At 67.2% G+C, this 22039-nt stretch carries 20 protein-coding genes; 10 read left to right on the top strand and 10 right to left on the bottom strand.

What is annotated here, in order from left to right:
• Positions 1 to 3: 3 nt before the first annotated feature.
• The 5 genes from lepB (at position 4) to PMI02_RS07355 (ending at position 5151) form a co-directional block, all read left to right on the top strand.
• Positions 4 to 870 carry a signal peptidase I gene (gene lepB / locus PMI02_RS07375; RefSeq protein WP_007680968.1) on the top strand — a complete coding sequence of 289 codons (867 nt, stop codon included), beginning with the start codon at positions 4 to 6 and terminating at the stop codon, positions 868 to 870.
• Positions 871 to 1539, top strand: a complete 669-nt coding sequence (gene rnc, locus PMI02_RS07370; protein ID WP_007680965.1) for a ribonuclease III — start codon at positions 871 to 873, stop codon at positions 1537 to 1539.
• A complete protein-coding gene (gene era, locus PMI02_RS07365) occupies positions 1536 to 2432 on the top strand; it encodes a GTPase Era (protein WP_007680963.1) in 897 nt (298 codons plus the stop codon). The genes rnc and era overlap by 4 nt, the downstream gene beginning before the upstream one ends.
• Complete coding sequence (locus PMI02_RS07360; protein ID WP_007680962.1) at positions 2432 to 3508, top strand: SGNH/GDSL hydrolase family protein; 1077 nt, start codon at positions 2432 to 2434, stop codon at positions 3506 to 3508. The genes era and PMI02_RS07360 overlap by 1 nt, the downstream gene beginning before the upstream one ends.
• Positions 3509 to 3681: 173 nt before the next feature.
• A complete protein-coding gene (locus PMI02_RS07355) occupies positions 3682 to 5151 on the top strand; it encodes a glycosyltransferase family 39 protein (protein WP_238539016.1) in 1470 nt (489 codons plus the stop codon).
• A 3-nt stretch (positions 5152 to 5154) separates the two neighbouring features.
• On the opposite strand, the gene PMI02_RS07350 is transcribed toward PMI02_RS07355, so the two are convergent.
• From PMI02_RS07350 to plsY, 4 genes are all read right to left on the bottom strand, one after another.
• Positions 5155 to 5334 carry a hypothetical protein gene (locus PMI02_RS07350; protein ID WP_007680958.1) on the bottom strand — a complete coding sequence of 60 codons (180 nt, stop codon included), beginning with the start codon at positions 5332 to 5334 and terminating at the stop codon, positions 5155 to 5157.
• Positions 5331 to 7919 (bottom strand): type I DNA topoisomerase, encoded by a 2589-nt coding sequence (gene topA / locus PMI02_RS07345; protein ID WP_007680956.1) that lies wholly within the window; start codon positions 7917 to 7919, stop codon positions 5331 to 5333. Before topA ends, PMI02_RS07350 begins: the two co-directional genes overlap by 4 nt.
• A 220-nt stretch (positions 7920 to 8139) precedes the next feature.
• Positions 8140 to 9261 (bottom strand): DNA-processing protein DprA, encoded by a 1122-nt coding sequence (gene dprA / locus PMI02_RS07340; RefSeq protein ID WP_007680953.1) that lies wholly within the window; start codon positions 9259 to 9261, stop codon positions 8140 to 8142.
• Positions 9258 to 9845: a glycerol-3-phosphate 1-O-acyltransferase PlsY gene (plsY, locus tag PMI02_RS07335; RefSeq protein WP_007680951.1), complete on the bottom strand. Its 588-nt coding sequence runs from the start codon at positions 9843 to 9845 to the stop codon at positions 9258 to 9260. Before plsY ends, dprA begins: the two co-directional genes overlap by 4 nt.
• 110 nt (positions 9846 to 9955) lie before the next feature.
• On the opposite strand from plsY, the gene murI reads away from it, so the two are divergent.
• The 5 genes from murI to PMI02_RS07310 all read left to right on the top strand — a co-directional run bounded on the left by murI (position 9956) and on the right by PMI02_RS07310 (position 15529).
• The gene (murI, locus tag PMI02_RS07330) at positions 9956 to 10804 is read left to right on the top strand and encodes a glutamate racemase (protein WP_007680948.1); all 849 of its coding nucleotides are present in this window, start codon (positions 9956 to 9958) and stop codon (positions 10802 to 10804) included.
• Positions 10801 to 11637, top strand: a complete 837-nt coding sequence (locus tag PMI02_RS07325; protein ID WP_007680947.1) for a hypothetical protein — start codon at positions 10801 to 10803, stop codon at positions 11635 to 11637. The genes murI and PMI02_RS07325 overlap by 4 nt, the downstream gene beginning before the upstream one ends.
• A 116-nt stretch (positions 11638 to 11753) precedes the next feature.
• Positions 11754 to 12968 (top strand): 5-aminolevulinate synthase, encoded by a 1215-nt coding sequence (hemA, locus tag PMI02_RS07320; protein WP_036502780.1) that lies wholly within the window; start codon positions 11754 to 11756, stop codon positions 12966 to 12968.
• A 103-nt stretch (positions 12969 to 13071) separates the two neighbouring features.
• On the top strand, positions 13072 to 14238 hold the full coding sequence (locus PMI02_RS07315; protein WP_007680942.1) for an endonuclease/exonuclease/phosphatase family protein: 1167 nt from the start codon (positions 13072 to 13074) through the stop codon (positions 14236 to 14238).
• Positions 14239 to 14428: 190 nt separating this feature from the next.
• Positions 14429 to 15529: an NADH:flavin oxidoreductase/NADH oxidase gene (locus PMI02_RS07310; RefSeq protein ID WP_007680939.1), complete on the top strand. Its 1101-nt coding sequence runs from the start codon at positions 14429 to 14431 to the stop codon at positions 15527 to 15529.
• On the opposite strand, the gene PMI02_RS07305 is transcribed toward PMI02_RS07310, so the two are convergent.
• The 6 genes from PMI02_RS07305 to PMI02_RS07280 form a co-directional block, all read right to left on the bottom strand.
• Complete coding sequence (locus PMI02_RS07305) at positions 15462 to 17015, bottom strand: hypothetical protein (protein WP_007680936.1); 1554 nt, start codon at positions 17013 to 17015, stop codon at positions 15462 to 15464. The two genes, PMI02_RS07310 and PMI02_RS07305, sit on opposite strands and share 68 nt — an antisense overlap.
• 136 nt (positions 17016 to 17151) lie before the next feature.
• Positions 17152 to 18360 carry a type III PLP-dependent enzyme gene (locus tag PMI02_RS07300; RefSeq protein WP_036502777.1) on the bottom strand — a complete coding sequence of 403 codons (1209 nt, stop codon included), beginning with the start codon at positions 18358 to 18360 and terminating at the stop codon, positions 17152 to 17154.
• A 382-nt stretch (positions 18361 to 18742) separates the two neighbouring features.
• Positions 18743 to 19945: a carboxynorspermidine decarboxylase gene (locus PMI02_RS07295; protein WP_007680931.1), complete on the bottom strand. Its 1203-nt coding sequence runs from the start codon at positions 19943 to 19945 to the stop codon at positions 18743 to 18745.
• Positions 19946 to 19959: 14 nt separating this feature from the next.
• Positions 19960 to 20310, bottom strand: coding sequence for a DMT family protein (locus PMI02_RS07290; protein WP_007680929.1), 351 nt, complete (start codon positions 20308 to 20310; stop codon positions 19960 to 19962).
• A 7-nt stretch (positions 20311 to 20317) separates the two neighbouring features.
• The gene (locus PMI02_RS07285) at positions 20318 to 20716 is read right to left on the bottom strand and encodes a hypothetical protein (protein WP_007680927.1); all 399 of its coding nucleotides are present in this window, start codon (positions 20714 to 20716) and stop codon (positions 20318 to 20320) included.
• Entirely contained in the window at positions 20716 to 21927 is a 1212-nt protein-coding gene (locus tag PMI02_RS07280) for a saccharopine dehydrogenase family protein (protein ID WP_007680925.1), read from the bottom strand. The genes PMI02_RS07285 and PMI02_RS07280 overlap by 1 nt, the downstream gene beginning before the upstream one ends.
• Positions 21928 to 22039: the final 112 nt, after the last annotated feature.

Genomic DNA, 22039 nt, shown 5'->3' with positions numbered 1-22039 from the left:
GCCATGAGCGACACGCACAGCGCCACCAAGAACGAGGCCGCAGACACGGCCTCCGCAGCCCCCGGCGCAAAGCCCGCCGCCCCGCCCCAGAAGGACGAGAGCTTCTTTTCCTTCCTCGCGTGGCTGGTGCTGGGCGTGCTGATCCTGCGCAGCTTCATCATTTCGCCCTTCAACATCCCCAGCGAGTCCATGCTGCCGAGGCTGCTGACGGGTGACTATCTGTTCGCCACCAAGTGGTCCTACGGCTTCTCGAAGTACTCGCTGCCCTTCAGCGTGCCGCTGATCCCGGGCCGCATCCTCGCCAGCCAGCCCGATCGCGGCGACGTGGTGATCTTCAAGGCGCCCCCGGGCAACGACGTCGACTACATCAAGCGCGTCATCGGCCTGCCGGGCGACGAGATCCAGATGCGCGGCGGCCAGGTCTGGCTCAACGGCAAGGCCATCCCCAAGGTCAAGGTCGCCGATTTCCTCGTTCCCGTCAGCCCCAACACCGACTGCGGCCCCGGATTCGACAGCACCGACACCGGCAAGCCGGGCGGCGTTCCCGTCTGCCGCTACCCCCAGTTCCGCGAGACGCTGCCGGGCGGCAAGACCTACACCGTGCTCGACATGGGCCAGACCCCGCAGGACGACACCGGCGTGTTCATCGTGCCGGAGGACCACATGTTCCTCATGGGCGACAACCGCGACAACTCGATGGACAGCCGCTTCCCGGCGATCGAGGGTGCGGGCATCGGCATCGTCCCGCAGGAAAACCTGGTCGGCAAGGCGTCGATCATGATGTTCTCCACCGACGGCTCGTCCGAATGGATCAAGCCCTGGACGTGGTTCACCGCCGCGCGCTGGTCCCGTATCGGGAGCGTGATCTGAGTGCTTGACGCGCAGACCCGCGCCTTCCTGACCCTGCATGCCGGCTACGAACCGGTCGACGAAGCCCTCTGGCTCTCGGCCCTGACCCACGGTTCCACCGGCGAGAAGCGCAATTACGAAAGACTGGAATTCCTTGGCGACCGCGTGCTCGGGCTGTCGGTCGCCGAATGGCTGTTCCGCGGCAGCGACGAGGCCGAAGGCCGCCTCTCGCAGCGCCTCAACGCGCTCGTCAGCCGCACGACCTGCGCGATGATCGCGCGCGAGATCGGCCTCGGCCCCCATATGCGCCTCGGCAAGCAGGCGCGCGACGATGGCGGCGAGGATTCCGAAAACATCCTGGGCGACGTGATGGAGGCGATGATCGGCGCCTGCTTCACCGAACGCGGCTTCGAAACCGCGCGCGACATGGTGCTCGGCCTCTGGGGCGACACGCTCCAGGGCAAGACCGGCAAGCGCAAGCATCCCAAGTCGGCACTCCAGGAATGGACCGCCGGCAACCGCCGCCGCATGCCCGAATACAAGCTGGTGGACCGCTCCGGCCCCGACCATGCCGCTCGCTTCACGGTCGAGGTTTCGGTACATAACGTGGGTACGGCCCAGGCCACCGCCCATTCCAAGCAGGACGCCGAAACACAGGCGGCCGAAGAATTCATGAGGAAGTTCGGATGACCCAGTCTTGCGGTCTCGTCGCCGTTCTCGGCGCGCCCAATGCGGGCAAGTCGACGCTGGTCAACGCCCTGGTCGGCCAGAAGGTGGCGATCACCTCGGCCAAGGCGCAGACCACCCGCGCGCGCCTGCTCGGCATCGCGCTCGAGGGTGACACCCAGATCATCCTGGCCGACACGCCCGGCATCTTCGAGCCGCGCCGCCGCCTCGACCGCGCGATGGTCGCCGCCGCCTGGGAAGGTGCGCAGGAGGCCGACGCGATCCTGCTCGTGGTCGATGCGGTGAAGCTGCGCCGCCACGAACTCGCGCCGCTGCTCGAAAGCCTGAAGGACCGCCTGGAGCGCAAACTGCTGGTGCTCAACAAGGTCGACGCCAGCGCCAAGGAGAAGCTGCTACAGCTCGCGCAGGAATTTACCGGAGAGGTCGCCTTCGACGAGGTGTTCTTCATCTCGGCCCTCACTGGCGACGGCGTGCCCCAGCTCAAGACATTCCTGGCGGGGCTCATGCCCGAAAGCCCCTGGCACTACCCCGAGGACCAGGTGTCCGACGCCAGCGAGCGCCTGCTCGCCTGCGAGATCACGCGCGAACAGCTGTACCGCCAGCTCCACGAGGAACTGCCCTACGACGCCGCCGTGCGTCCCGAGAGCTACACGCCGCACAAGGACGGCTCGGTCGAGATCCGCCAGCAGATCGTCGTCGCGCGCGAAAGCCAGAAGGCCATCGTGCTGGGCAAGCGCGGCGCCAAGATCAAGGCCATCGGCGAGGCCGCGCGCACCGAACTCGCCGAAGTGCTGGGCCACAAGGTCCACCTCTTCCTCCACGTCAAGGTCGAGGAAGACTGGGCCGACAGCGCCCGCGACATCTATGAGGAAATTCGGCTGGACTGGGTGAAGTGATGAAGGCAGCGCTGGGTTCGATCGCCGCCACGGCGCTGCTGCTCGGCGGCTGCGCCACGCCCTACATGAAGGCCGTCGCCGCCGAGAAGACACAGGTCGCCGCGGCCGAGGAGAGCTTCTCGGGCGCGCGCTACGTCGCCATTGGCTCGTCCTTCGCGGCGGGCCCCCAGCTTCCGCCCTCCAAGCCCAGCTGGCCGGCGCGCTGCGGGCAGAGCCTCAACAACTATCCCACCCTCCTCGCCGAGCGCTTCGGCATGGTGCTGATCGACCGCTCGTGCTCCGGCGCGACGACTGACCATGTCCTCGGACCATGGAGCGAGATTCCGCCGCAGATTTCCAGCGTCACCGCCGAAACCCGCCTCGTCACCGTGACGATCGGCGGCAACGACCTGTCCTACATCGGCAACCTGTTCTCGGCGACTTGCGCCTTCAACACGAAGATCATCGCCGCCTCGGGCGCCAAGACCCGCGCCTGCGGTGCCGTCCGCATTCCCACCGAAGCCGACTACGTGCGAGACGAGGCGCAGCTGAATGAGATCGCGCGCCGCCTCAAGGCCGCCGCGCCGCGCGCGCGCATCGTCTTCGTCCAGTACCTGACCCCCCTGCCCAAACCGGGCCGGCTCTGCGCCGCGACCCCCGTGAGCGAGACCGACGCCGCCATCGTGCGCGAGATCGGCCGCCGCCTCGCCGAGATCACCGGCCGCGTCGCGCAGGCGCACGGCGTGATCGCGGTCGAGATGAACCAGTCCTCCGCCACGCACACCCCATGCGACAAGGAGCCGTGGATGATCGGCTCACCGCAGGGCTACGACGGGCAGCAGGGGCTGCAATGGCACCTCAACAAGGCCGGCATGCAGGCCACCGCCGACAACATCGCCTGGTGGCTCATCAAGGGCGGCGTCAAGCCGATGAAGCCGTCCGTCACGGTGGAGCCAGGCTCCAACCCGCCGGGCCAGGCGCCGACCATGCCCGCCCCCGGCGCGCCCGTACCGGCCGTGCCGGTGCCGGCGCCCACGGCAACGCCGTCGCCGAGCCCAACTCCTGCCGCAACCGCCACGCCACGCAAACGAAGCTGACTGGAGCGGGCGGTCGCCGCCAAGCCGCTTTACAGGCCGGCCCCCGTCGCATTTCTGCAAACTTGACCCGCTAACCGGCGCTCCAGCCGGAACCGTCCAGTGCGGCCCGGTGGCAGGAAGGGTTGCACATGGTCGCGCCGATTGCAGTGAGGGCGCGCCACCTCGGCGCACCCATGAGGCCGCCGCGCCTGGGGCGGCCGAATTTTGCCTCCCTCACCCTCTATCTTCCCGCCGCGTTCCTGCTGCGACTGATCATGCTGGGCAAGCCGGCATTCCAGAGCGACGAACAGTTCTACCTCCTCGTCGGTCAGCGCATGGTGCACGGCGCGCTGCCCTTCGTCGACCTCTGGGACCGCAAGCCCTGGGGCCTCTTCGCGATTTTCCGGGCCGCCTATGCCCTGCCCTTCGACCCGGTACTGTCTTACCAGGTGCTCGGCCTCGTGTTCTCGGTGCTGACCGCGCTGGTGATCGAGCGCCTCGCGCGGTTGATCGCCCCGCCTCGGGCCGCGCGCATGGCCGGGCTCCTCTATCTGCTCTGGCAGCCGGTGTTCAACGTCGCGTTGGGGCAGTCGCCGGTGTTCTACAACCTGCCCGTGGCGCTCGCGGCCCTTCTCGTGGTCGAGGTGCGCGCAAGGCCGCGACACCCGGCACTGGCGCGGCGGGGACTGCAGGCCATGCTGCTGCTCGGCCTCGCCATGCAGATCAAGTACACCGTCCTGTTCGAGGGGCTTGGCCTTGGCCTAATGCTACTGGCGCGCGGACGGGCCGACGGCTGGCCGCCGGGCCGCCTCGCCGCCACCGGCTGCGCATGGATATGCGCCGCACTCGCCCCTACCGCTGTCGTCATGCTTGCCTACGTGCTCGCCGGACATGGCAATGCCTTCGTGCAAGCCAACTTCCTATCGATCCTTGGCCGGTCGTCGGACCTGCGCGAAGGGCTCGTCCGGCTTGCCAAGGAAAGCCTGGCGCTGATGCCCTTTGCGCTCGCCCTGTTCATCGCTCCCGGACGGCTGACGCCCTCACGCGGCGAGCGGCCTGCTGTCCTGTCCGACCTGAGGCTGTGGGGCCTGGTCGCGGGAGCGGGGTTCCTGCTGTTCGGCACTTGGTACGACCATTATCTCGGCCCGGTCCTCATTCCGCTGTGCGTGCTCGCCGCACCCGTGCTGGCCCGCGGGGATCCGGGCGAGCGCTGGTACGAACGCCTGCTGCTGGGCGTCGGCCTGCTCGGCGCCGTTGCGGTTCCGGCAGCGCAAGTCATCGAGCGAGGCACCGCGGCCGAGTTCAGCTTGGCGAGCCGCACCGTCGCACGGGAACTGCACGGCCGCTGCCTGTTAGTCTACGAGGGCGACAGCGCGCTCTATCGCACGACGAATGCCTGCGTCCCGACGCGCTTCGCTTTCCCCAGCCACCTCAACGCGATGAACGAGGCTGGCGCGCTGGGCGTCGATGCCGTCGCGGAAACGCGCCGCGCACTGGCCAGCCGACCGGGCGTCGTCGTGATGGCGGAGACGGGCCGCCCGAACCGGCCCAATATGGCGACCCGCACACTGGTCCGGGCGGTGCTGCATGCGCATTACGAGCGCTACGCCGTGGTTACCCTGGGCCAGCGCAAGTTCGGCCTGTGGAGGCTGAAGGTCCGGTAGCCCTCAGCGGGCCTTCGCGACGCCGATGTTATGCTGCTTGGCCGCGTCCTTGGTCGATTCCTCGGTCCGGTTGAGGGCCTTGGCGATCTCTTTGAGACCCTTGCCCTTCCCTGCGAGGATCTGCAGCTTCTGCAGTTCCTCGGGCTTCCACGGCTGCTTGTGCTTGGCAGTCTTGTCGCTCATTCGGCCGCCTCCGCCTTCACCGCCTTCTTGGCCGGAGCCTTTTTCGCAGCCGGTTTCTTTGCGGCAGCGGCCTTGGCGGCGGGTTTCTTGGCGGCGGCCTTCTTCGCGGGGGCCTTCTTCTTGCCCTTGGCCGGGCCCTTGGCGGCCTTCTCGGTAATGAGGGTGATCGCTTGTTCTTCGGTAATGTCCTCGGGCTTCATGTCGCGCGGGAGGGTGGCGTTGGTGGTGCCATCGCTGACGTAGGGGCCGTAGCGGCCTTCCATCACCTTCATTTCGCCGCCGCTGACCGGGTGCGCACCGAAGACCTTGAGCGGTTCCGCCTTGGTCCGCGAGGCACCGCCGCGATTGGCGGCGTCGGCCAGCATCGAGACGGCCGCGTTCATGCCGGTGTCGAAGACTTCGGCGGTCGAGCGCAGCTTGGCGTACTTGCCGTCATGCGCGAGGTACGGGCCGTAGCGCCCGATGCTCGCGGTGATGTCCTTGCCGCTTTCGGGGTGCGGACCGATCGCGCGCGGCAGGCTGAGCAGCTTGATCGCCCATTCCAGGTTCAGCTCGTCGATGTCCTTCGGGATCGAGGCGCGCTTGGCTTCCTTGCCCTCCCCGAGCTGGATGTAGGGGCCGAAGCGGCCGGTACGGCGCACGATGTCGAGGTCGGTCGCGGGGTCCTTGCCCAGGCTCTCGTCGTCACCGGCGCCGTCGGCGGCGCCGCCCGGCTGCGCGAACTTGCGGGTGAATTTGCACTCCGGGTAGTTCGAGCAGGCCACGAACGCGCCGTAGCGGCCGCCGCGCAGGGACAGGCGGCCCTGTTCGCACTTGGGGCAGAGGCGCGGATCGGTGCCGTCGGCCTTGGGCGGGAACAGGTAGTCGGACAGGAACTCGTCGAGCGCCTCGGTCACTTCCGAGGGCTTCTTGTCCATGACCTCGTCGGACTTCGGCTTGAAATCGCGCCAGAAATTGGCGAGCAGGACCTTCCATTCCTCGCGCCCGCCCGAGACGTTGTCGAGCTGGTCTTCCATGCCCGCCGTGAAGTCGTAGGCGACGTAGCGGTCGAAGTAGCGCTCGAGGAACGAGGTCAGCAGACGCCCCGATTCCTCCGCGAAGAACCGGTTCTTCTCGGTCCGCACGTAGTTGCGGTCCTTGATGACCTGGATCGTCGAGGCGTAAGTCGACGGGCGGCCGATGCCCAGTTCCTCGAGCCGCTTGACGAGGCTGGCCTCGGAGAAGCGCGGCGGCGGCTGGGTGAAGTGCTGCTCGGCGGTAACGTCCTTCTTGGCCGGCATGTCGCCCGCCTTCATGAACGGCAGCAGGCCCGCCTCGTCGTCGTCGTCCGCCTTGTTGTCGCGGCCTTCTTCGTAGACCGCGAGGAAACCGGGGAACTTCACGACGGTGCCGGTGGCGCGCAGTTCGTTGCGGCCGGTGCCGTCGCGCAGGGTCACGGTGGTGCGTTCCAGCGCGGCCGAGGCCATCTGGCTCGCCATAGCGCGCTTGAAGATCAGGTCGTAGAGGCGTGCCTCGTCGCCCGAGCCGTAGCGGTCCTTGGTGAAATCGGTCGGGCGGATCGCCTCGTGCGCTTCCTGTGCGTTCTTCGCCTTGGTTTCATAATGACGGGGCTTTTCAGGGACATAGTGGCCAGAGAAGCGGTCGGCGATGGCGGCGCGCGCGGCCGAGATGGCGCTCGAGTCCATCTGCACGCCGTCGGTACGCATGTAGGTGATCGCGCCCGCCTCGTAGAGCGACTGCGCGACGCGCATCGCCTGGCTGGCCGAGAAGCCGAGCTTGCGCGCGGCCTCCTGCTGCAGCGTCGAGGTGGTGAACGGCGGCTGCGGGTTGCGGCGGTGCGGCTTCGTCTCGACGCCCTCGACCTTGAAGGCGCCCTGCTCCACGGCGGCCTTGGCCCGCATCGCGATGCCTTCCTCGCCGAGGCTCAGACGGTCGAGCTTCTGGCCTTCGAAGGTCACCAGCTTGGCGGTGAAGTCGGTGCCGTCATGCGCCATCTGCGCGGCGACCGACCAGTATTCCTGCGCCTTGAACGCCTCGATCTCGCGCTCGCGGTCGACGATCAGGCGCAGCGCCACAGACTGCACGCGGCCCGCCGACTTGGCGCCCGGCAGCTTGCGCCACAGCACCGGCGAGAGCGTGAAGCCGAACAGGTAATCCAGCGCGCGGCGGGCGAGGTAGGCGTCGATCAGGTCCTGGTCCAGCTCGCGCGGCTGGGTCATCGCCTTGGTGACGGTGTCCTTGGTGATCGCGTTGAAGGTGACGCGCTGCACGTCCTTGGGCAGTGCCTTGCGCTTGGCCAGCAGTTCGCGGACGTGCCACGAGATCGCCTCGCCCTCGCGATCAGGGTCAGTCGCGAGGATCAGTCGGTCGGCGGTCTTGGCCGCGTCGGTGATCGCCTTAACCTGCCGCTGCTTGTCGCCGTAGAGCTCCCAGTCCATCGCGAACTCCTCGTCCGGGCGGACCGAGCCGTCCTTGGGCGGCAGGTCGCGGACGTGGCCGTAGCTGGCGAGGACCTTGTAGTCCTTGCCCAGGTACTTCTCGATGGTCTTGGCCTTCGCAGGCGATTCGACGATTACCAGCTGCATTATGTTCTCGATCTGCCCTTACGCGTGTGCGCACGCATACATACACGTACAAGGTGGGTCCCAGTCCGGCGGGGCGTCAACCCCTGATCGTCCCGTCATGTGGTGAGCCCCTTGGCGCATCCGCCAGGCGGGATAAAGGAGCTCGGTCGCTTTGGCGTGCGAAATCGCCGGGGTGCGCAGATGTCCGCAGGGTAGTGGCGCCGAGTTTTGGCCGATGCGCTCAGCCGCTGCTGACCCGTCCTCCGGCGTGGCGCACCAGCCGGCCAGCCAGTTCCAGTTCGAGCAGGGCGAGTTGCACCGCAGCGGCACTGGCGCCGGACTGGCGGATGAGTTCGTCCACCGCGACGGGGGCGATGGACAAGTACGCGGCGATTTCGGCGGGGTCGCCGGTGTCCTCGACCTGCCACTGCGGCGATGCCCCCTCCCGCGCCGCACCGCGCGCGTTCGAGCGCGGATTGCCGGTGAAGCCGGACAGCAGTTCGATCACGTCCTGCGCGCCCTGCACCAGGATCGCCCCGTCGCGGATCAGCTGGTTGCAGCCGTGCGAGCGCGGATCGACCGGCGAGCCGGGGATCGCCATGACTTCGCGCCCCATCTCGCCTGCCAGCCGCGCGGTGATGAGCGAACCCGACTTGGGCGCCGCCTCCACCACCAGCGTGCCCGCCGCGAGGCCCGCGATGATGCGGTTGCGCGCCGGAAAGTGACGGGCCAGCGGCTCGGTCCCGGGCGGCTGTTCGGCGAGGAGCAGACCGCGCGCGGCGACTTCCTCCTGCAGATTGGCATGCTCGGGCGGGTAGGCGATGTCGATGCCGCTGGCGATGACGCCGACCGTGCTGCCCGCCGCCAGCGCGCCCTGATGTGCCGCTCCGTCGATCCCGCGCGCCAGGCCGGAGACGATCGTCCAGCCCTCCCCCGCCAGATCATGCGCCATGTCCCGCGCCAGCCGCACCGCGGCGGCCGAGGCGTTGCGCGCGCCCACCACCGCCACGCAGGGCCGCAAGGCCGCCGAGGCATCGCCCCGGAAGGTCAGGATCGGCGGCGCGCCCTCGGTCTCGGCAAGCAGGGGCGGATAGTCGGGCGAATCGTGGAACAGATAGCGCGCACCGGCCTTGCGCACGGCGGCGATCTCGTCGTGGATGCGGCGTTCGGGCGCCGGAGAGTACGACTTGCCCGCAAGCCCGGCGAGGTCGGGCAGCGCCTCGACCGCGCTCACCCCGTCGCCGAAGCGGGCCATGAGCTGCCGGTAGGTGACGGGCCCGACATTGGGCGAGCGCAGCAGGCGGATGCGCGCAAAAGCCTCTTCCTGCGAAAGCGCGCGCGTCTGCTCCTGCGCTGCGCTCATCCCTTCTTGCCGCTCCCGATGCGCGGTTCGGTGCCGGCGCGCAGGCGGGCGATGTTCTCGCGGTGCTGGAACAGGACGAGCGCGGCGATCGCGGCCAGCACCAGCGCCGCCTCGTGCTGGCCCAGCGCCAGAGCCGCCAGCGGCGCGACGATCGCGGCGGTCATGCCGGCGACCGAGGATATCCTGACCGTCGCCAGCAGCCCGATCCACGTCACCGCGTAGGCCAGCCCCACCGGCCAGGCGAGCCCGAAGGCGATGCCCGCCGTGGTGGCCACGCCCTTGCCGCCCTTGAAGCCCAGCCACACCGGGAAGCAGTGCCCGAGGAACGCGCCCAGCCCGGCGAGAGGCGCCCATTCGGGCCAGAACCGCCCGACGATCAGCACCGCGGCAAGCCCCTTCGCCAGGTCGAGCAGCAGCGTCGCCGCGGCAAGGCCCTTGCGGCCGGTGCGCAGCACGTTGGTCGCGCCGATGTTGCCCGAACCGATCGCACGCAGGTCGCCGGCGCCGAACAGGCGGGTGATGATGAGGCCGAACGGCACGGAGCCGAGGGCGTAGCCGATCGCAATTGCGGGAATCCACTCCATGGACAGTGCCTTAGCGCCCTATCGCGCCCAGCAGAAGACGGGTTGCAGCATTGGACGTTGCCCTGTCCACGCCCGCGCGGTTAACAGGTGGCAAGGTCCAGGGAAAAACGATGGCTTCCGATACGATGAGCGCGCCCAGCGGCGCCACCACGAGTGCCGCCGATATCGACCCATCGGCGCCGATCCTGCTGTTCGACTCGGGCGTGGGCGGCCTCACCGTGCTCGAGGAAGTGCGCCGGGCATTGCCCGATGCGCCGGTCATCTATGCCGCCGACACGGCCGGCCTGCCATATGGCTCCAAAACCGAGGCACAGGTCGCCGCGCGCGTCGCCGGGCTGCTGGGCCGCATGACCGAGCGCTTCCGTCCGCGCCTCGTCTGCATCGCCTGCAACACCGCCTCGACGATCGCGCTGGGCATGGTGCGCGAGGTGCTGGAGGTGCCGATCGTCGGCACCGTGCCCGCGATCAAGCCGGCGGCAGCGATGACCCGTACCGGCGTGATCGGCCTGCTCGGCACCGAGGCAACCGTCCGGCAGGTCTACGTCGACCGGCTGGAACAGGAATTCGCCGCCGACAAACGCCTGCTGCGCCACGGCGCACCCGGCCTTGTGGAGGCGGCGGAGGCGAAGCTGCGCGGCGAGCCGGTCGATCCCGCGGCGATCCGGCACGCCGCCGACGCGCTGCGCAGCCAGCCCGGCGGAGAACTGATGGACACGGTCGTGCTGGCCTGCACCCATTTCCCGCTGGTAGAGGCGGAACTGGCCGAGGCACTGGGCCCGCAGGTCCGTTTCGTCCACGGCGCACAAGGCATTGCACGCCAGATCGCGCGTCTCACGACGGGACAGGAATACGCTCGCAAAGTCCCCGACCGGGCGCTATTCACCGGAGCGGGAGACGTGCCCGATGCGTACCGCACGAAGCTGGCGCAGTACGGGTTGCTTGAGGTCGAGAGGTTTTGACGCGACGCCTGAACATCTGGTTGTTGTCGGTACTGCTCATCATCGGAATTCCCTACTACTGGTACCTGATCGACCCCGGGTTCGATCCGGATGCCGGAAAGGCGAATGCCGAGCCCGTGGCAAGGCCGGTGACGATCGCCCAGCTTCGCGCTCTCGCCGCGGGGCCGGAGGGCGCGCGCCCGGCAGCGCTGCGGGTCGAGACGGTCGGTTACAGGTACATCTCGCGCAACATGATCGTGGCGGGCAGCGGGTTGCGTACGACGCCCACCGAGGTCCGGGCCTACGAACTCGTGGTGCCGGGCGGCGCCCCCCTGGTGATAGACGCGGGAACCACGGCGAAGGCGGCGCGCGCGCATGACTTCGACAGTTACGATCCGCAGGCCCAGGCGCGCATAGACCGCGCGCTCGGCAGGGCGGCCCACGCGCTTCTGCTGTCCGACCGGCCGATCCACAACGGCGGCCATGTATCCGGCACGCGTCGGCCCGGCGGAGAGCTGCCGCCAGGGGGCACCGCCCCCTACGCGCCGGCACCGGGCGTGGTGGTGATCCCCGTGCCAGGCCTCGGCTCGGGGTCTGCCATGGTCTACGTGTGGATGGCTAATGACCGCGAATATCTATTCACCGGCGACGTCGCCAGGCTCGCGGCAAGCTGGCGCCGGCAGCGCCTTCCCGCACGCCTTGCAACGCGCGGCGAGAAGGCCGGTTACCGCCGTGAAAACCTGTCGTGGTTGATGACGATCGATGCGCTCCACCGCGCCGCGCCGCAGATGGTCATCGTGAGCGGTCACGAGCCGGGCAAAGTTCCGTTTTCCGCAGGCACGTTTTCCGATTAGACCCAAGGCACAAGCGACTGGCAATGGATCACACGATAAGGTATTGGCCGCCGGAAAAGCTATCTGGTTCCCCGGTGGGGCGCGCAGGACAGGCAACGCAGGACACAGTCTCAACCGTGAACTACGAACACATTTTCGACCAGGCGATCGAGCGGCTCCACTCCGAGGGCCGTTACCGCGTCTTCATCGACATCCTGCGCAACAAGGGCGCCTATCCGAACGCCCGCTGCTTCGCCGGCCACAACGGGCCGAAGCCGATCACGGTCTGGTGTTCGAACGACTATCTCGCGATGGGCCAGCACCCCAAGGTCATCGAGGCCATGGAAGAGGCGCTGCACGACGTCGGCGCCGGCTCCGGCGGCACCCGCAACATCGGCGGCAACACCCACTACCACATCGAGCTGGAGCACGAGCTGGCCGACCTGCACGGCAAGCAGGGCGCGCTGCTGTTCACCTCGGGCTATGTCTCGAACGACGCCACGCTCTCCACCCTCGCCAAGCTGCTGCCGGGCTGCGTGATCTTCTCGGACGAGCTGAACCACGCCTCGATGATCGCCGGCATCCGCAACTCGGGCTGCGAGAAGAAGGTCTGGCGCCACAACGACCTCGAACACCTCGAGGAACTGCTGGCCGAGACCGACGCGAACGTGCCCAAGCTGATCGCCTTCGAGTCGGTCTATTCGATGGACGGCGACGTCGCCCCGATCCACGCGATCTGCGACCTGGCGGACAAGTACAACGCCCTCACCTACATCGACGAGGTCCACGCGGTCGGCATGTACGGCCCGCGCGGCGGCGGCATCACCGACCGTGACGAGGCGGCGCACCGCATCGACATCATCGAGGGCACGCTGGGCAAGGCCTTCGGCGTGATGGGCGGCTACATCGCCACCAACACCAAGATCATCGACTGCATCCGCTCCTACGCGCCGGGCTTCATCTTCACGACCTCGCTGTCGCCGGTGCTGGTCGCGGGCGTGCTCGCTTCGGTCAAGCACCTCAAGAGCTCGAGCGAGGAACGCGAGGGCCAGCAGCGCTCGGCGGCGATGATGAAGCAGATGTTCCGCGATGCGGGCCTGCCGGTCATGGATTCGACCACGCACATCGTGCCGCTGATGGTGGGCGATCCGGTCCGCGCCAAGCAGATCAGCGACATCCTGCTCGCCGAATACGGCGCATATGTGCAGCCGATCAATTTCCCGACCGTGCCGCGCGGCACCGAGCGACTGCGCTTCACGCCCGGCCCGGCGCATACCGAGGAAATGATGCGCGAGCTGACCGACGCCCTTGCCGAGATCTGGGAACGGCTGGAAATGCGCGAAGCCGCCTGACCGTCTTCCGCCTGCCACCAGCTCGTGGCAGTCTGGGTGAACGCTAGGGCGGGTCAGGTGCGCTTAAGGTACGCCTTGGGGCAGCCCCGCGAGGGAGGCCGTCATGAGCATAATCCGCCCCGTACGCTGGGAACTGCGCGCCAACCCCGAACACCGCCGCTTCGTGGCGGAGCGCCTTATCGCGCTCAAGGACGGCCTCCAGGAGCAGGTCCACGCCACCACCAGCGAGCATTCGCTGAGGCTGGCGACCTGGAACATCATGCACTTCGGCGACGGCGGCGGCTATGACCGCTCGGTCGAATCGATGCTCTATATCGCGGAAATCATTGACCATTTCGATCTCGTCGCGGTGCAAGAGGTCAATGAGGATCTCACCAAGCTCGAGCAGCTGATCGACAAGTATCTCGGCTCGGGATGGGACTACATCGTCACCGACGTGGTCGAGGGCAGCGCGGGGAACGGCGAGCGACTCGCCTTCCTTTACCGTACCGGCAAGGTCGAGTTCTGCCGCGAAGTGGGCGAAATCGTCCTCCCCACCGGCGACGAGATCGCAGCCCCCGGCGCCGACGGCACCAACGCCGTCCTGCAGTTCGCCCGCACCCCTTTCGGCGTCTCGTTCCGCGCCGGATGGCTGCGCTTCCGGCTCTGCACCGTCCACATCCACTACGGCAAGGACCAGAAGGAGGGCTCGCCCGACATGGTCCGCCGGCGCGAGGAAATCGCCAAGGTCGCCGGCCTGCTGGCCAGACGGCAGGACAACGAACGCCGCGCCGGAGAAAAGCGCGCCGCCGACTGGGCCGACCCGAAGGAAGGGGGCTGGAACTCGAACTACATCCTGCTCGGCGACTTCAACATCGTCTCGCCCGAGCACGAGACCATGCAGGCGCTGAAGGACGCCGGTTTCACCGTCGAGGAAAAGCAGCACGCCGAGATCGAGGGCAGCGGCAAGCACTACGACCAGATCGCCCACAAGGCGGCGCACCCCGGCTTCAAGGTGCTCGATTCGGGCGTCTTCGACATGTTCGACTACATCTACCGCGACGAGGATGCCGGCCATTACGTCGACAAGGCGGGCCTTCCGGTCCTCTCCACGCGCAAGGACCCCAAAGAAGGACGACCCGCCGAGCGACCGCGCGACGAGGCCATGGACTACTTCCGCAGCTACTACCGCAAGCATCAGATGTCGGACCACAAGCTACTCTGGGCCGAGCTTTGCATCGACTATGCAGGCAATTACCTCCAGCGTATCGTCGCCGAGCCCATCGCCTGATCACGCTGCCTCTGGCCCGATACCGCCACACGCTTTCGCAGTTGCAAGATATTCTATCGGACAGAGCGCTCCATCTGGGCCCGTGACCCTTTTTTCCGGCGCCCTGCGTTCCCAAGTGCACGCTCGTTGCAACGATCCGCGCCTGCGCAGGATCACTCCCCCCGCAGCCGCAAGCACCTGAGGAATATCCATGGCCAAGCTCTTCGAGCCCATTTCCGTCGGCGATCTCACGCTGTCCAACCGCATCGTCATCGCGCCGATGTGCCAGTATTCCGCCGAGGATGGCCGCATGACCGACTGGCATGCCATGCATCTCGGCCAGCTCGCGCAGTCCGGGGCCGCGCTCCTGACGATCGAGGCCACAGCCGTGACGCCCGAGGGCCGTATCTCCTACGCCGACGTCGGCCTGTGGGACGACGAGACCGAGCAGGCCATGGCCAAGGTGCTGGAGTCGGTGCGTCGCTGGTCCGACATGCCGATCGCCATCCAGCTCGCCCACGCCGGGCGCAAGGCCAGCACCGCAAAGCCCTGGGACGGCGGTGCCCAGATCGCGCCGGACGCACCTAACGGCTGGCAAACCTTCTCTGCCTCCGACCTGCCTTTCGACGCTCGCGAGAATCCTCCCGCCGCGCTCGACAAGGACGGCCTAGCCCGCATCCGCGACGCCTTCGCCGAGGCTGCTCGCCGCTCGGCGCGCCTGGGTATCGACGCCATCCAGATCCACGCTGCCCACGGCTACCTGATCCACCAGTTCCTCTCGCCCCTCTCCAACCACCGCACCGACGAATACGGCGGTTCGCTGGAGAACCGCATGCGCTTCCCGCTCGAGGTTTTCGACGCCGTGCGCGCGGCCTTCCCCGCCGAAAAGCCCGTGACGGTACGCCTCTCGGGCACGGACTGGGCCGAAGGCGGCTGGGACGTCGGGCAGACGGTTGCCTTCTCGAAGGCGCTCGAAGCACGCGGCGCCGCGGCGATCCACGTCTCGTCGGGCGGCTTGTCGATCGACCAGAAGATCCCGGTCGGCCCCAACTACCAGGTCCCGCTCGCCCGCCGCGTGAAGGAGGAGGTGTCGATCCCGGTCGTCACCGTCGGCCTCATCACCGAGCCGGAGCAGGCCGAGGCGATCATCGCCACCGGTGAGGCGGACATCGTCGCGCTCGCCCGCACCGTGCTCTACGATCCGCGCTGGCCGTGGCACGCCGCCGCCGCGCTCGGGGCGCAGGTCAAGGTGGCGCCGCAGTTCCTGCGCAGCCAGCCCCTGCTTTACAAGGACCTGTTCGTCCGCGCCTGAGCAGTAAAGTGTCGCCCCCTGCCCGCTTCGCCACCGCGAAGCCGGGCAGCGGCGGCAGATCGGCCGGCGCGATGCCGGAAATCCACACCGCGTCGAACCCGTCCGCGCGCATGCCGGCTACCTTGGCTTCAAGGAGAGCGCGGTCGGGACGGTTCTGCGGGCAGAGCGGCGGCACGTCCTGCGTCCCCCCGCTCCACCGCGTCGCCAGCACCGTATCGCGGATCGTCATGAGCTTGGCATTGTCGACCATGAAGAGCGTGTTGACGTAGGCGTCGCGCCGCACGAGCGCGTAACTGCCCAGCTTGTCGTCCGGTATCAGCTTCCAGGTGAACTCGCAGGCGGCAGAGTTCCACAGGAAGCCGACGTGGCTACCTGTGGGAACGGCGCCGAGCATGGTAAGTCGCTGCTCCAGCACACGCCCGCGTTTTACCCAGTCATATGTGACCGTACCCACACGCGCCAGGAACAGCGCCGCGCCCAGCGCCACTATGATCCGCTCGCGCTCCGGCCGCGCCGGGGGCGTGATAGCCAACACCAGCACCAGCAACGCGATCGGGGCGGTGCGGACGTCGGTTCCCCAGGCGTTGAGGATGGTCGTGGGCGCCGCGATCGCAGCGGCGACCAACAGCATCCCGCTGATCCGCAGCCTCGGTTCGATGTGCCGCCCGCCCGCCCAGAGGAGCGTAAGCGCACTGGCCGCGATGACTGCCGCCAAGAGCGCCAGATCGACAGCCTTGTCGGTGCCGCGCAGAGTGCTCGCGAAGATGACAAGCTTGGTGTCGAGGAAATCGACGTAGTGAAATCCGCCGGCGGCGTCCTGCGCCCCGGAACGCCAGGCGAGCAGGGGAACTATCGGCGCGAGCAGAACCAGATTGCGGCGGATCGCTGGCCAAAGACCACGCCAGCCCTTGAGCACGCCCAGTTCGTTGCCCGCCGCGAGGATCAGCAGGATCGCCCAGCTCGCCATGTGCGCCGTCCACACCGTCAGGGCGAGTACGACGAGGAGCAACTGCTGCCACGCCTTCTCGCGCCTACGGGCGTAGATCCATGCAGCGACCAGCAGCGCCAGCGCAGTGCCCATGCAGTAGTTGAGGAAGCCCCACATCCAGGCCTGGTGCATCGCGAAAGGCAGGGCGACGAAGGCGCTGGCGCTCACCCGGCCGTGTGCGGCGTACGACAGGGCGAACATCCCCGCCACCATGAGCGGCGCCAGCAGCGCGGCGACCAGCACCGTCGCCCGCTCGCTGCCCAACAGCGGCGTCAGGAGCACGGAGGGCAGGTCCGCGCCCAGATTGCCTATCCATTGCCAATGCACGGCGAAATAACGGGCCAGGGCCGGAACGTGCCCGATGTTCGCCAGCACGTGATGGCGCGCCATGTGCGAAGGCATGTCGACGAAACCGGGAACCGGTGCCAGCGCCACCGGCACGAAGGCGAGCATCACCATCGCCAGCATCAGCCATCGCAGCCGCATGGTCGAGATCATCGGAGCCCTTTTCCTCAAACTGCCCGTCGCGTCTGCCTAGCCATGCAGGGGTTAAGATCACCCCAATGCGCCTTCAAACGAAAAGGCCCCCGGAACCGGAGTTCCGAGGGCCATTCAATGTCTTGTATCGCTCGTATCAGCGCAGCGAGACGACGTTGTCCGAGACGCGCGGGTCCTTGCGGCCGGTGTAGAGGCTCGCCATCGGTTCGTCCTGCGCCATCACGACTTCGCCGCCGCCGAAGCCGTTGAAGGCGGTGCGCATGGCTGCACCGTAGGCGCCCAGCATGCCGACTTCGATCCAGTCGCCCGCCTTGATGTCGGCGGGGAGCATGAAGGGCCCTTCCATGAAGTCCGCGTCGTCGCAGGTCGGGCCGTAGAAGGAGAACTCCTTCAGGTCCGACGAACGCTCACCCTCGCGCGGGATGGCCTTGACCGGGAAGCGCCAGGCGACGTGCGCGGCATCGTAGAGGGCGCCGTAGGCACCGTCATTGATGTAGAGTTCGTCGCCGCGGCGCTTCTCGACCTTGACGATCAGCGAGTTGTACTCGGCCGACAGCGCGCGGCCGGGTTCGCACCACAGTTCGGCGTTGTAGGCGATCGGCAGCGCCTCGAAGTGGCGGTGGATGATCGCGAAGTAGTCCTCGAGCGGCGGTGGCTCCATGCCCGGGTAGAACGAGGGGAAGCCCCCGCCCACGTCGATCATGTCGATGACGACGCCCGCGTCGGCGATCGCGGCACGCGCGCGCTCGAGCGCTTGGACGTAGGCGAAGGGCGTCATCGCCTGCGAACCGACGTGGAAGCACACGCCCAGCCAGTCGGCGACCTGGCGGGTCGCCTGGAGCAGTTCACCAGCGTCGGCAAGGTCGATGCCGAACTTCGAGGCGAGGCTGAGTTCCGAGTATTCCGACGAGACGCGCAGGCGCACGCAGAGGCGCAGGTCGGTGGCTCGGTTGCCCTCGGCGTCGGCGGTCGCTTCGACGATCTTCTCGACTTCTTCCAGCGTATCGAGGCTGAAAGTGCGCACGCCGTGCTGGAAATAGGCTTCGCGGATCGCGCTGGCCGTCTTGACCGGGTGCATGAAGCACAGGGTCGCCTGCGGCAGGACGCTGCGCACCATGCGCACCTCGGTGATCGAGGCGACGTCGTAGTGCGTGATGCCGTTGTCCCAGAGGATCTGGATGAGATCCGGCGAGGGATTCGCCTTTACCGCATAGAGCGACTTGCCCGGAAACTTCGTGGCGAAGAAACGGGCCGCCCGCGCAGCAGCGTGCGGACGGTTGATAATCACGGGTTCGTCCGGCGAAAGGGTACCAGCTACAACCGATGCGTCAGGGTAAATGTGCAATTCAAGGGACCCCCAAACGGTGTGTTACCACCGATGTTAATGACAAGGGCTGCCTTGCGGTTTGGAAGTCCCCATGGGGCAGCGAGGGGCCGGATATAGGGTCGCTTTGGCGATTCGCAAGAAAAAATAGCCCCCTTTCACAAAAACGTCATACAGGGGACCGGGCGCGAAAACGCCGTTGCAAAATCCGGATTTTTTCTAAAATAAACCAGTAGCTTGCATATGCTCTCTCCGTGACAGCGGGATGACGCCTCACAGGGGTAGTCCGGCGAACGGTCGTCGGGGATTGCAACGAGCGGATGCTCTTCCCTGCTCCCGGCGATTCGCGAATCCGGGACTGGTCGGGCCTGCGGCGCGGCGGGTGGAGAAAGCCGCCCCCCGGTCAGCTCAGGCGGCTACGGAAGTCCTCGTAGTCGAACTTGCGGATGCACTCGAGCGCGTCTGATTCGGAATCCCACAACCAGATCGAGGGCAGCGGCACGCCGTTGAACGTCGTCGTCTTGACCATGGAATAGTGGCCCTGATCAAGGAAGGCAAAGCGGCGGCCGGGCTCGACCGCTTCGGGGAACCGGTAGTCGCCGATGACGTCGCCCGCGAGGCACGAAGGGCCGCCCAGGCGAATAGCGCCGTCCTGGCCTTGCTCCACCAGATCGACGTCCTCGACCGGCAGTTCGCCCAGCATCGCGGGGCGGTAGGGTGCCTCGATCACGTCGGGCATGTGGCACGTTGCGGATATGTCCACCACGGCGACGGGCATGCCGTTCCAGCCCACGTCGAGCACAGTGCCGACGAGGATGCCGGCGTCCAGCGCCACCGCCTCGCCCGGCTCGATGTAGATCTGCGCGCCGGTGTCCTCGGCCATGTCGGAAAGGAATTCGACCAGTTCGTCGCGCTGGTAGTCGGCGCGGGTGATGTGGTGCCCGCCGCCGAGATTGATCCACTTGAGCTGGCCGAAATAGGGCTCGAGGTAGTCGAACACCTTGTCCCAGGTGCGCTGCAGCGGCTCGAAATCCTGCTCGCACAGGTTGTGGAAGTGGACGCCGTCGATCATGCCGACGTGCTCTTCGGTCAGCTGGTCGATCGGGAAGCCGAGGCGCGAGTGCGGCGCGGACGGATCGTACTTGGCCACTTCGCCCTCGGGATGGAGCGGGTTGATGCGCAGGCCGATGTGGAAGATCTCGCCGCGCGCGCGGGCGAGTTCGATGAAGGGCCAGAAGCGCTCGATCTGCGCGGGCGAGTTGAAGATCACATGGTCGGAGAGGCGCAGGATCTCGTCCATGTCCTCCTCCTTGTAGGCCGCGCAGTAGGTCGCGATCTCGCCGTCGTAGAACTCCGAGGCGAGGCGCGCTTCCCACAGGCCCGAGGTGCAGACGCCGTCGAGGTATTCGCCCACGATCGGCGCAGTCGACCACATCGAGAACGCCTTCAGCGCCGAGAGGACCTTGGCGCTGGAACGCTCGCCGATGTCGGCCAGCACGCGCAAGTTTTCGCGCAGGCGGGCGGCATCGACCACGAAGGCGGGGCTGTCGACCCGCGCGAGGTCGAACTTGGCGAAGGCGCCCGGGTCGCCGGCTCTGGTTTCCATGTACTCGGTCCTATTCAGCCCAGCGGGCCCTTGAAGATGAACCATGCCCCTGCCCCGACCAGGCAGAAGCCGACGAGCTCGTTCCATCCCGGCTTCTGCCCGAACAGCGCCCACGCCACCAGCACGAAGCCGAGCAGCGAGAACGCCTCCTGCATGACCTTGAGCTGGCCGAGCGAGTAGACCTGCGAGCCGATCCTGTTGGCGGGAACGGCGAGGCAGTATTCGAAGAAGGCGATACCCCAGCTCATCGCCACCGCCACCCAGAGCGCCTTTCCGGGCACCTTGAGGTGGAGATACCAGGCGGTGTTCATGAACAGGTTCGAACCCGCCAGCAACGCCACCGGGGCGACGAAGGACCAGTTCACGCGCGCATCAGTCCACGCAGATCGCGTTCACGGCCTTGCCGCCCTTGACCTCGGCATAGCAGCCGAACAGGCGGTCGTCGGCCTGGCACTGGCCCGTGACGGCGGCGGTGGAGGCGGTGTCACCTGCGCTGCCGACGCACTTGCCCTGGCACTGCGCGCTGTCCGAGCACTGCTTGCCCGCATCCGCGAAGGCGTGGACGCAGCTTTCCGCCTGCATCCGCCCGCGCCGCTGCACGGTGCCCCCGCCTGAAGTGCAGGCTGCCTTGTCCGCTGCGCTCATGTCGCGCGAGAAGGACTGGCCGCCCTCTGCCGCGGGCGCCGTTTCGGGTGCAGCGGCCTGCGGGGTGCAGGCGCCGAGCGCGAGTGCGCCCAGCGCCGTCATGGCGATCTTCCGAAGCACCCGCATCAGAACGGCAGCGGCTCGGCGAGTTCTTCCACGGTCCACGGCAGGCCGTGCTGGTTCAGCATGTCCATGAAGGGATCGGGATCGAACTGCTCGATGTTGAACACGCCCTCGCCGGACCATGCGCCGGTCAGCACCATGGCCGCGCCGATCATCGCCGGAACGCCCGTGGTATAGCTGACGGCCTGGTTGCCGGTTTCCTCGTAGGCGTCCTCGTGGTCGCAGATGTTCTTGATGTAGAACGTCTTTTCACCCGACCCGTCGAGCGCTTCGCCGGTCGCGATATCGCCGATGTTGGTCTTGCCCTTGGTCGTGGGGCCGAGCGAGGCGGGCTCGGGCAGCACGGCTTTCAGGAACTGCAGCGGCACGATCTCGACGCCGTTGTAGATCACCGGGTCGATGCGGGTCATGCCCACGTTCTGCAGCACGGTCAGGTGCTGGATATAGGCGTCGCCGAAGGTCATCCAGAAGCGCGCGCGCTCCATCTCGGGGACGAACTTCGCGAGGCTTTCCAGCTCCTCGTGGTACATCATGTACATGTTCTTGGGGCCGACGGCCTCGAAGTCGAAGCTGACTTTCTTGGCCATCGCCGGGGTCTCGACGAACTGGCCGTTCTCCCAGTGACGCGCGGGCGCGGTCACTTCGCGGATGTTGATTTCCGGGTTGAAGTTGGTCGCGAAGGCCTGGCCGTGGTCGCCGCCGTTGCAGTCGAGGATGTCGAGCGTGCGGATCGTCTTGAGCTTGTGCTTCTTGAGCCACATCGCGAAGACCGAGGTGACGCCCGGGTCGAAGCCCGAACCCAGCAGCGCCATGAGGCCCGCCTGCTTGAACCGCTCCTGGTAGGCCCACTGCCAGTGGTATTCGAACTTGGCCACGTCCTTGGGCTCGTAGTTCGCCGTATCCATGTAGTGCGTGCCGGTCGCCAGGCAGGCGTCCATGATCGCGAGGTCCTGGTACGGAAGCGCGAGGTTGACGACGAGTTTCGGCCCGATCTCGCGGATCAGCGCCGAGGTCGCCGCAACGTCGTCGGCGTCGATGGCATAGGTGCGAACCGCCACGCCGGTACGCGCCTTGACCGATTCGGCGATCGCCTCACACTTGCTGACGGTGCGGCTGGCGAGATGGATATCCGAGAAGATGTCGGGATTCATCGCCATCTTGTGGACCGCGACCGAGCCGACGCCGCCTGCGCCGATCACCAGAACCTTGCTCACCGGATTGTCTCCTTCGGGAGGGCCATAAAAGAAAGAGGGCCATATAGGGCCGCTGTGTGACAACTCAACTGCCGAGCGTGAACCGCACCTAAACGCACATGGCCGGCACCTG

Source organism: Novosphingobium sp. AP12 (genome assembly GCF_000281975.1).
In the GTDB taxonomy this organism is placed as follows: domain Bacteria; phylum Pseudomonadota; class Alphaproteobacteria; order Sphingomonadales; family Sphingomonadaceae; genus Novosphingobium.
The sequence above is the reverse complement of the archived record's forward strand: the minus strand, read 5'-3'. Positions and strand labels throughout refer to the sequence as shown.

Coding starts and splice junctions, on each gene's coding strand:
- PMI02_RS07285 (WP_007680927.1), bottom strand. CDS start 20,716: ATGCGGGTGCTTCGGAAGATCGCCATGACGGCGCTGGGCGCACTCGCG.
- PMI02_RS07350 (WP_007680958.1), bottom strand. CDS start 5,334: ATGAGCGACAAGACTGCCAAGCACAAGCAGCCGTGGAAGCCCGAGGAA.
- topA (WP_007680956.1), bottom strand. CDS start 7,919: ATGCAGCTGGTAATCGTCGAATCGCCTGCGAAGGCCAAGACCATCGAG.
- PMI02_RS07355 (WP_238539016.1), top strand. CDS start 3,682: ATGAGGCCGCCGCGCCTGGGGCGGCCGAATTTTGCCTCCCTCACCCTC.
- PMI02_RS07295 (WP_007680931.1), bottom strand. CDS start 19,945: ATGGAAACCAGAGCCGGCGACCCGGGCGCCTTCGCCAAGTTCGACCTC.
- PMI02_RS07315 (WP_007680942.1), top strand. CDS start 13,072: ATGAGCATAATCCGCCCCGTACGCTGGGAACTGCGCGCCAACCCCGAA.
- murI (WP_007680948.1), top strand. CDS start 9,956: ATGGCTTCCGATACGATGAGCGCGCCCAGCGGCGCCACCACGAGTGCC.
- plsY (WP_007680951.1), bottom strand. CDS start 9,845: ATGGAGTGGATTCCCGCAATTGCGATCGGCTACGCCCTCGGCTCCGTG.
- era (WP_007680963.1), top strand. CDS start 1,536: ATGACCCAGTCTTGCGGTCTCGTCGCCGTTCTCGGCGCGCCCAATGCG.
- dprA (WP_007680953.1), bottom strand. CDS start 9,261: ATGAGCGCAGCGCAGGAGCAGACGCGCGCGCTTTCGCAGGAAGAGGCT.
- lepB (WP_007680968.1), top strand. CDS start 4: ATGAGCGACACGCACAGCGCCACCAAGAACGAGGCCGCAGACACGGCC.
- PMI02_RS07360 (WP_007680962.1), top strand. CDS start 2,432: ATGAAGGCAGCGCTGGGTTCGATCGCCGCCACGGCGCTGCTGCTCGGC.
- PMI02_RS07305 (WP_007680936.1), bottom strand. CDS start 17,015: ATGATCTCGACCATGCGGCTGCGATGGCTGATGCTGGCGATGGTGATG.
- PMI02_RS07310 (WP_007680939.1), top strand. CDS start 14,429: ATGGCCAAGCTCTTCGAGCCCATTTCCGTCGGCGATCTCACGCTGTCC.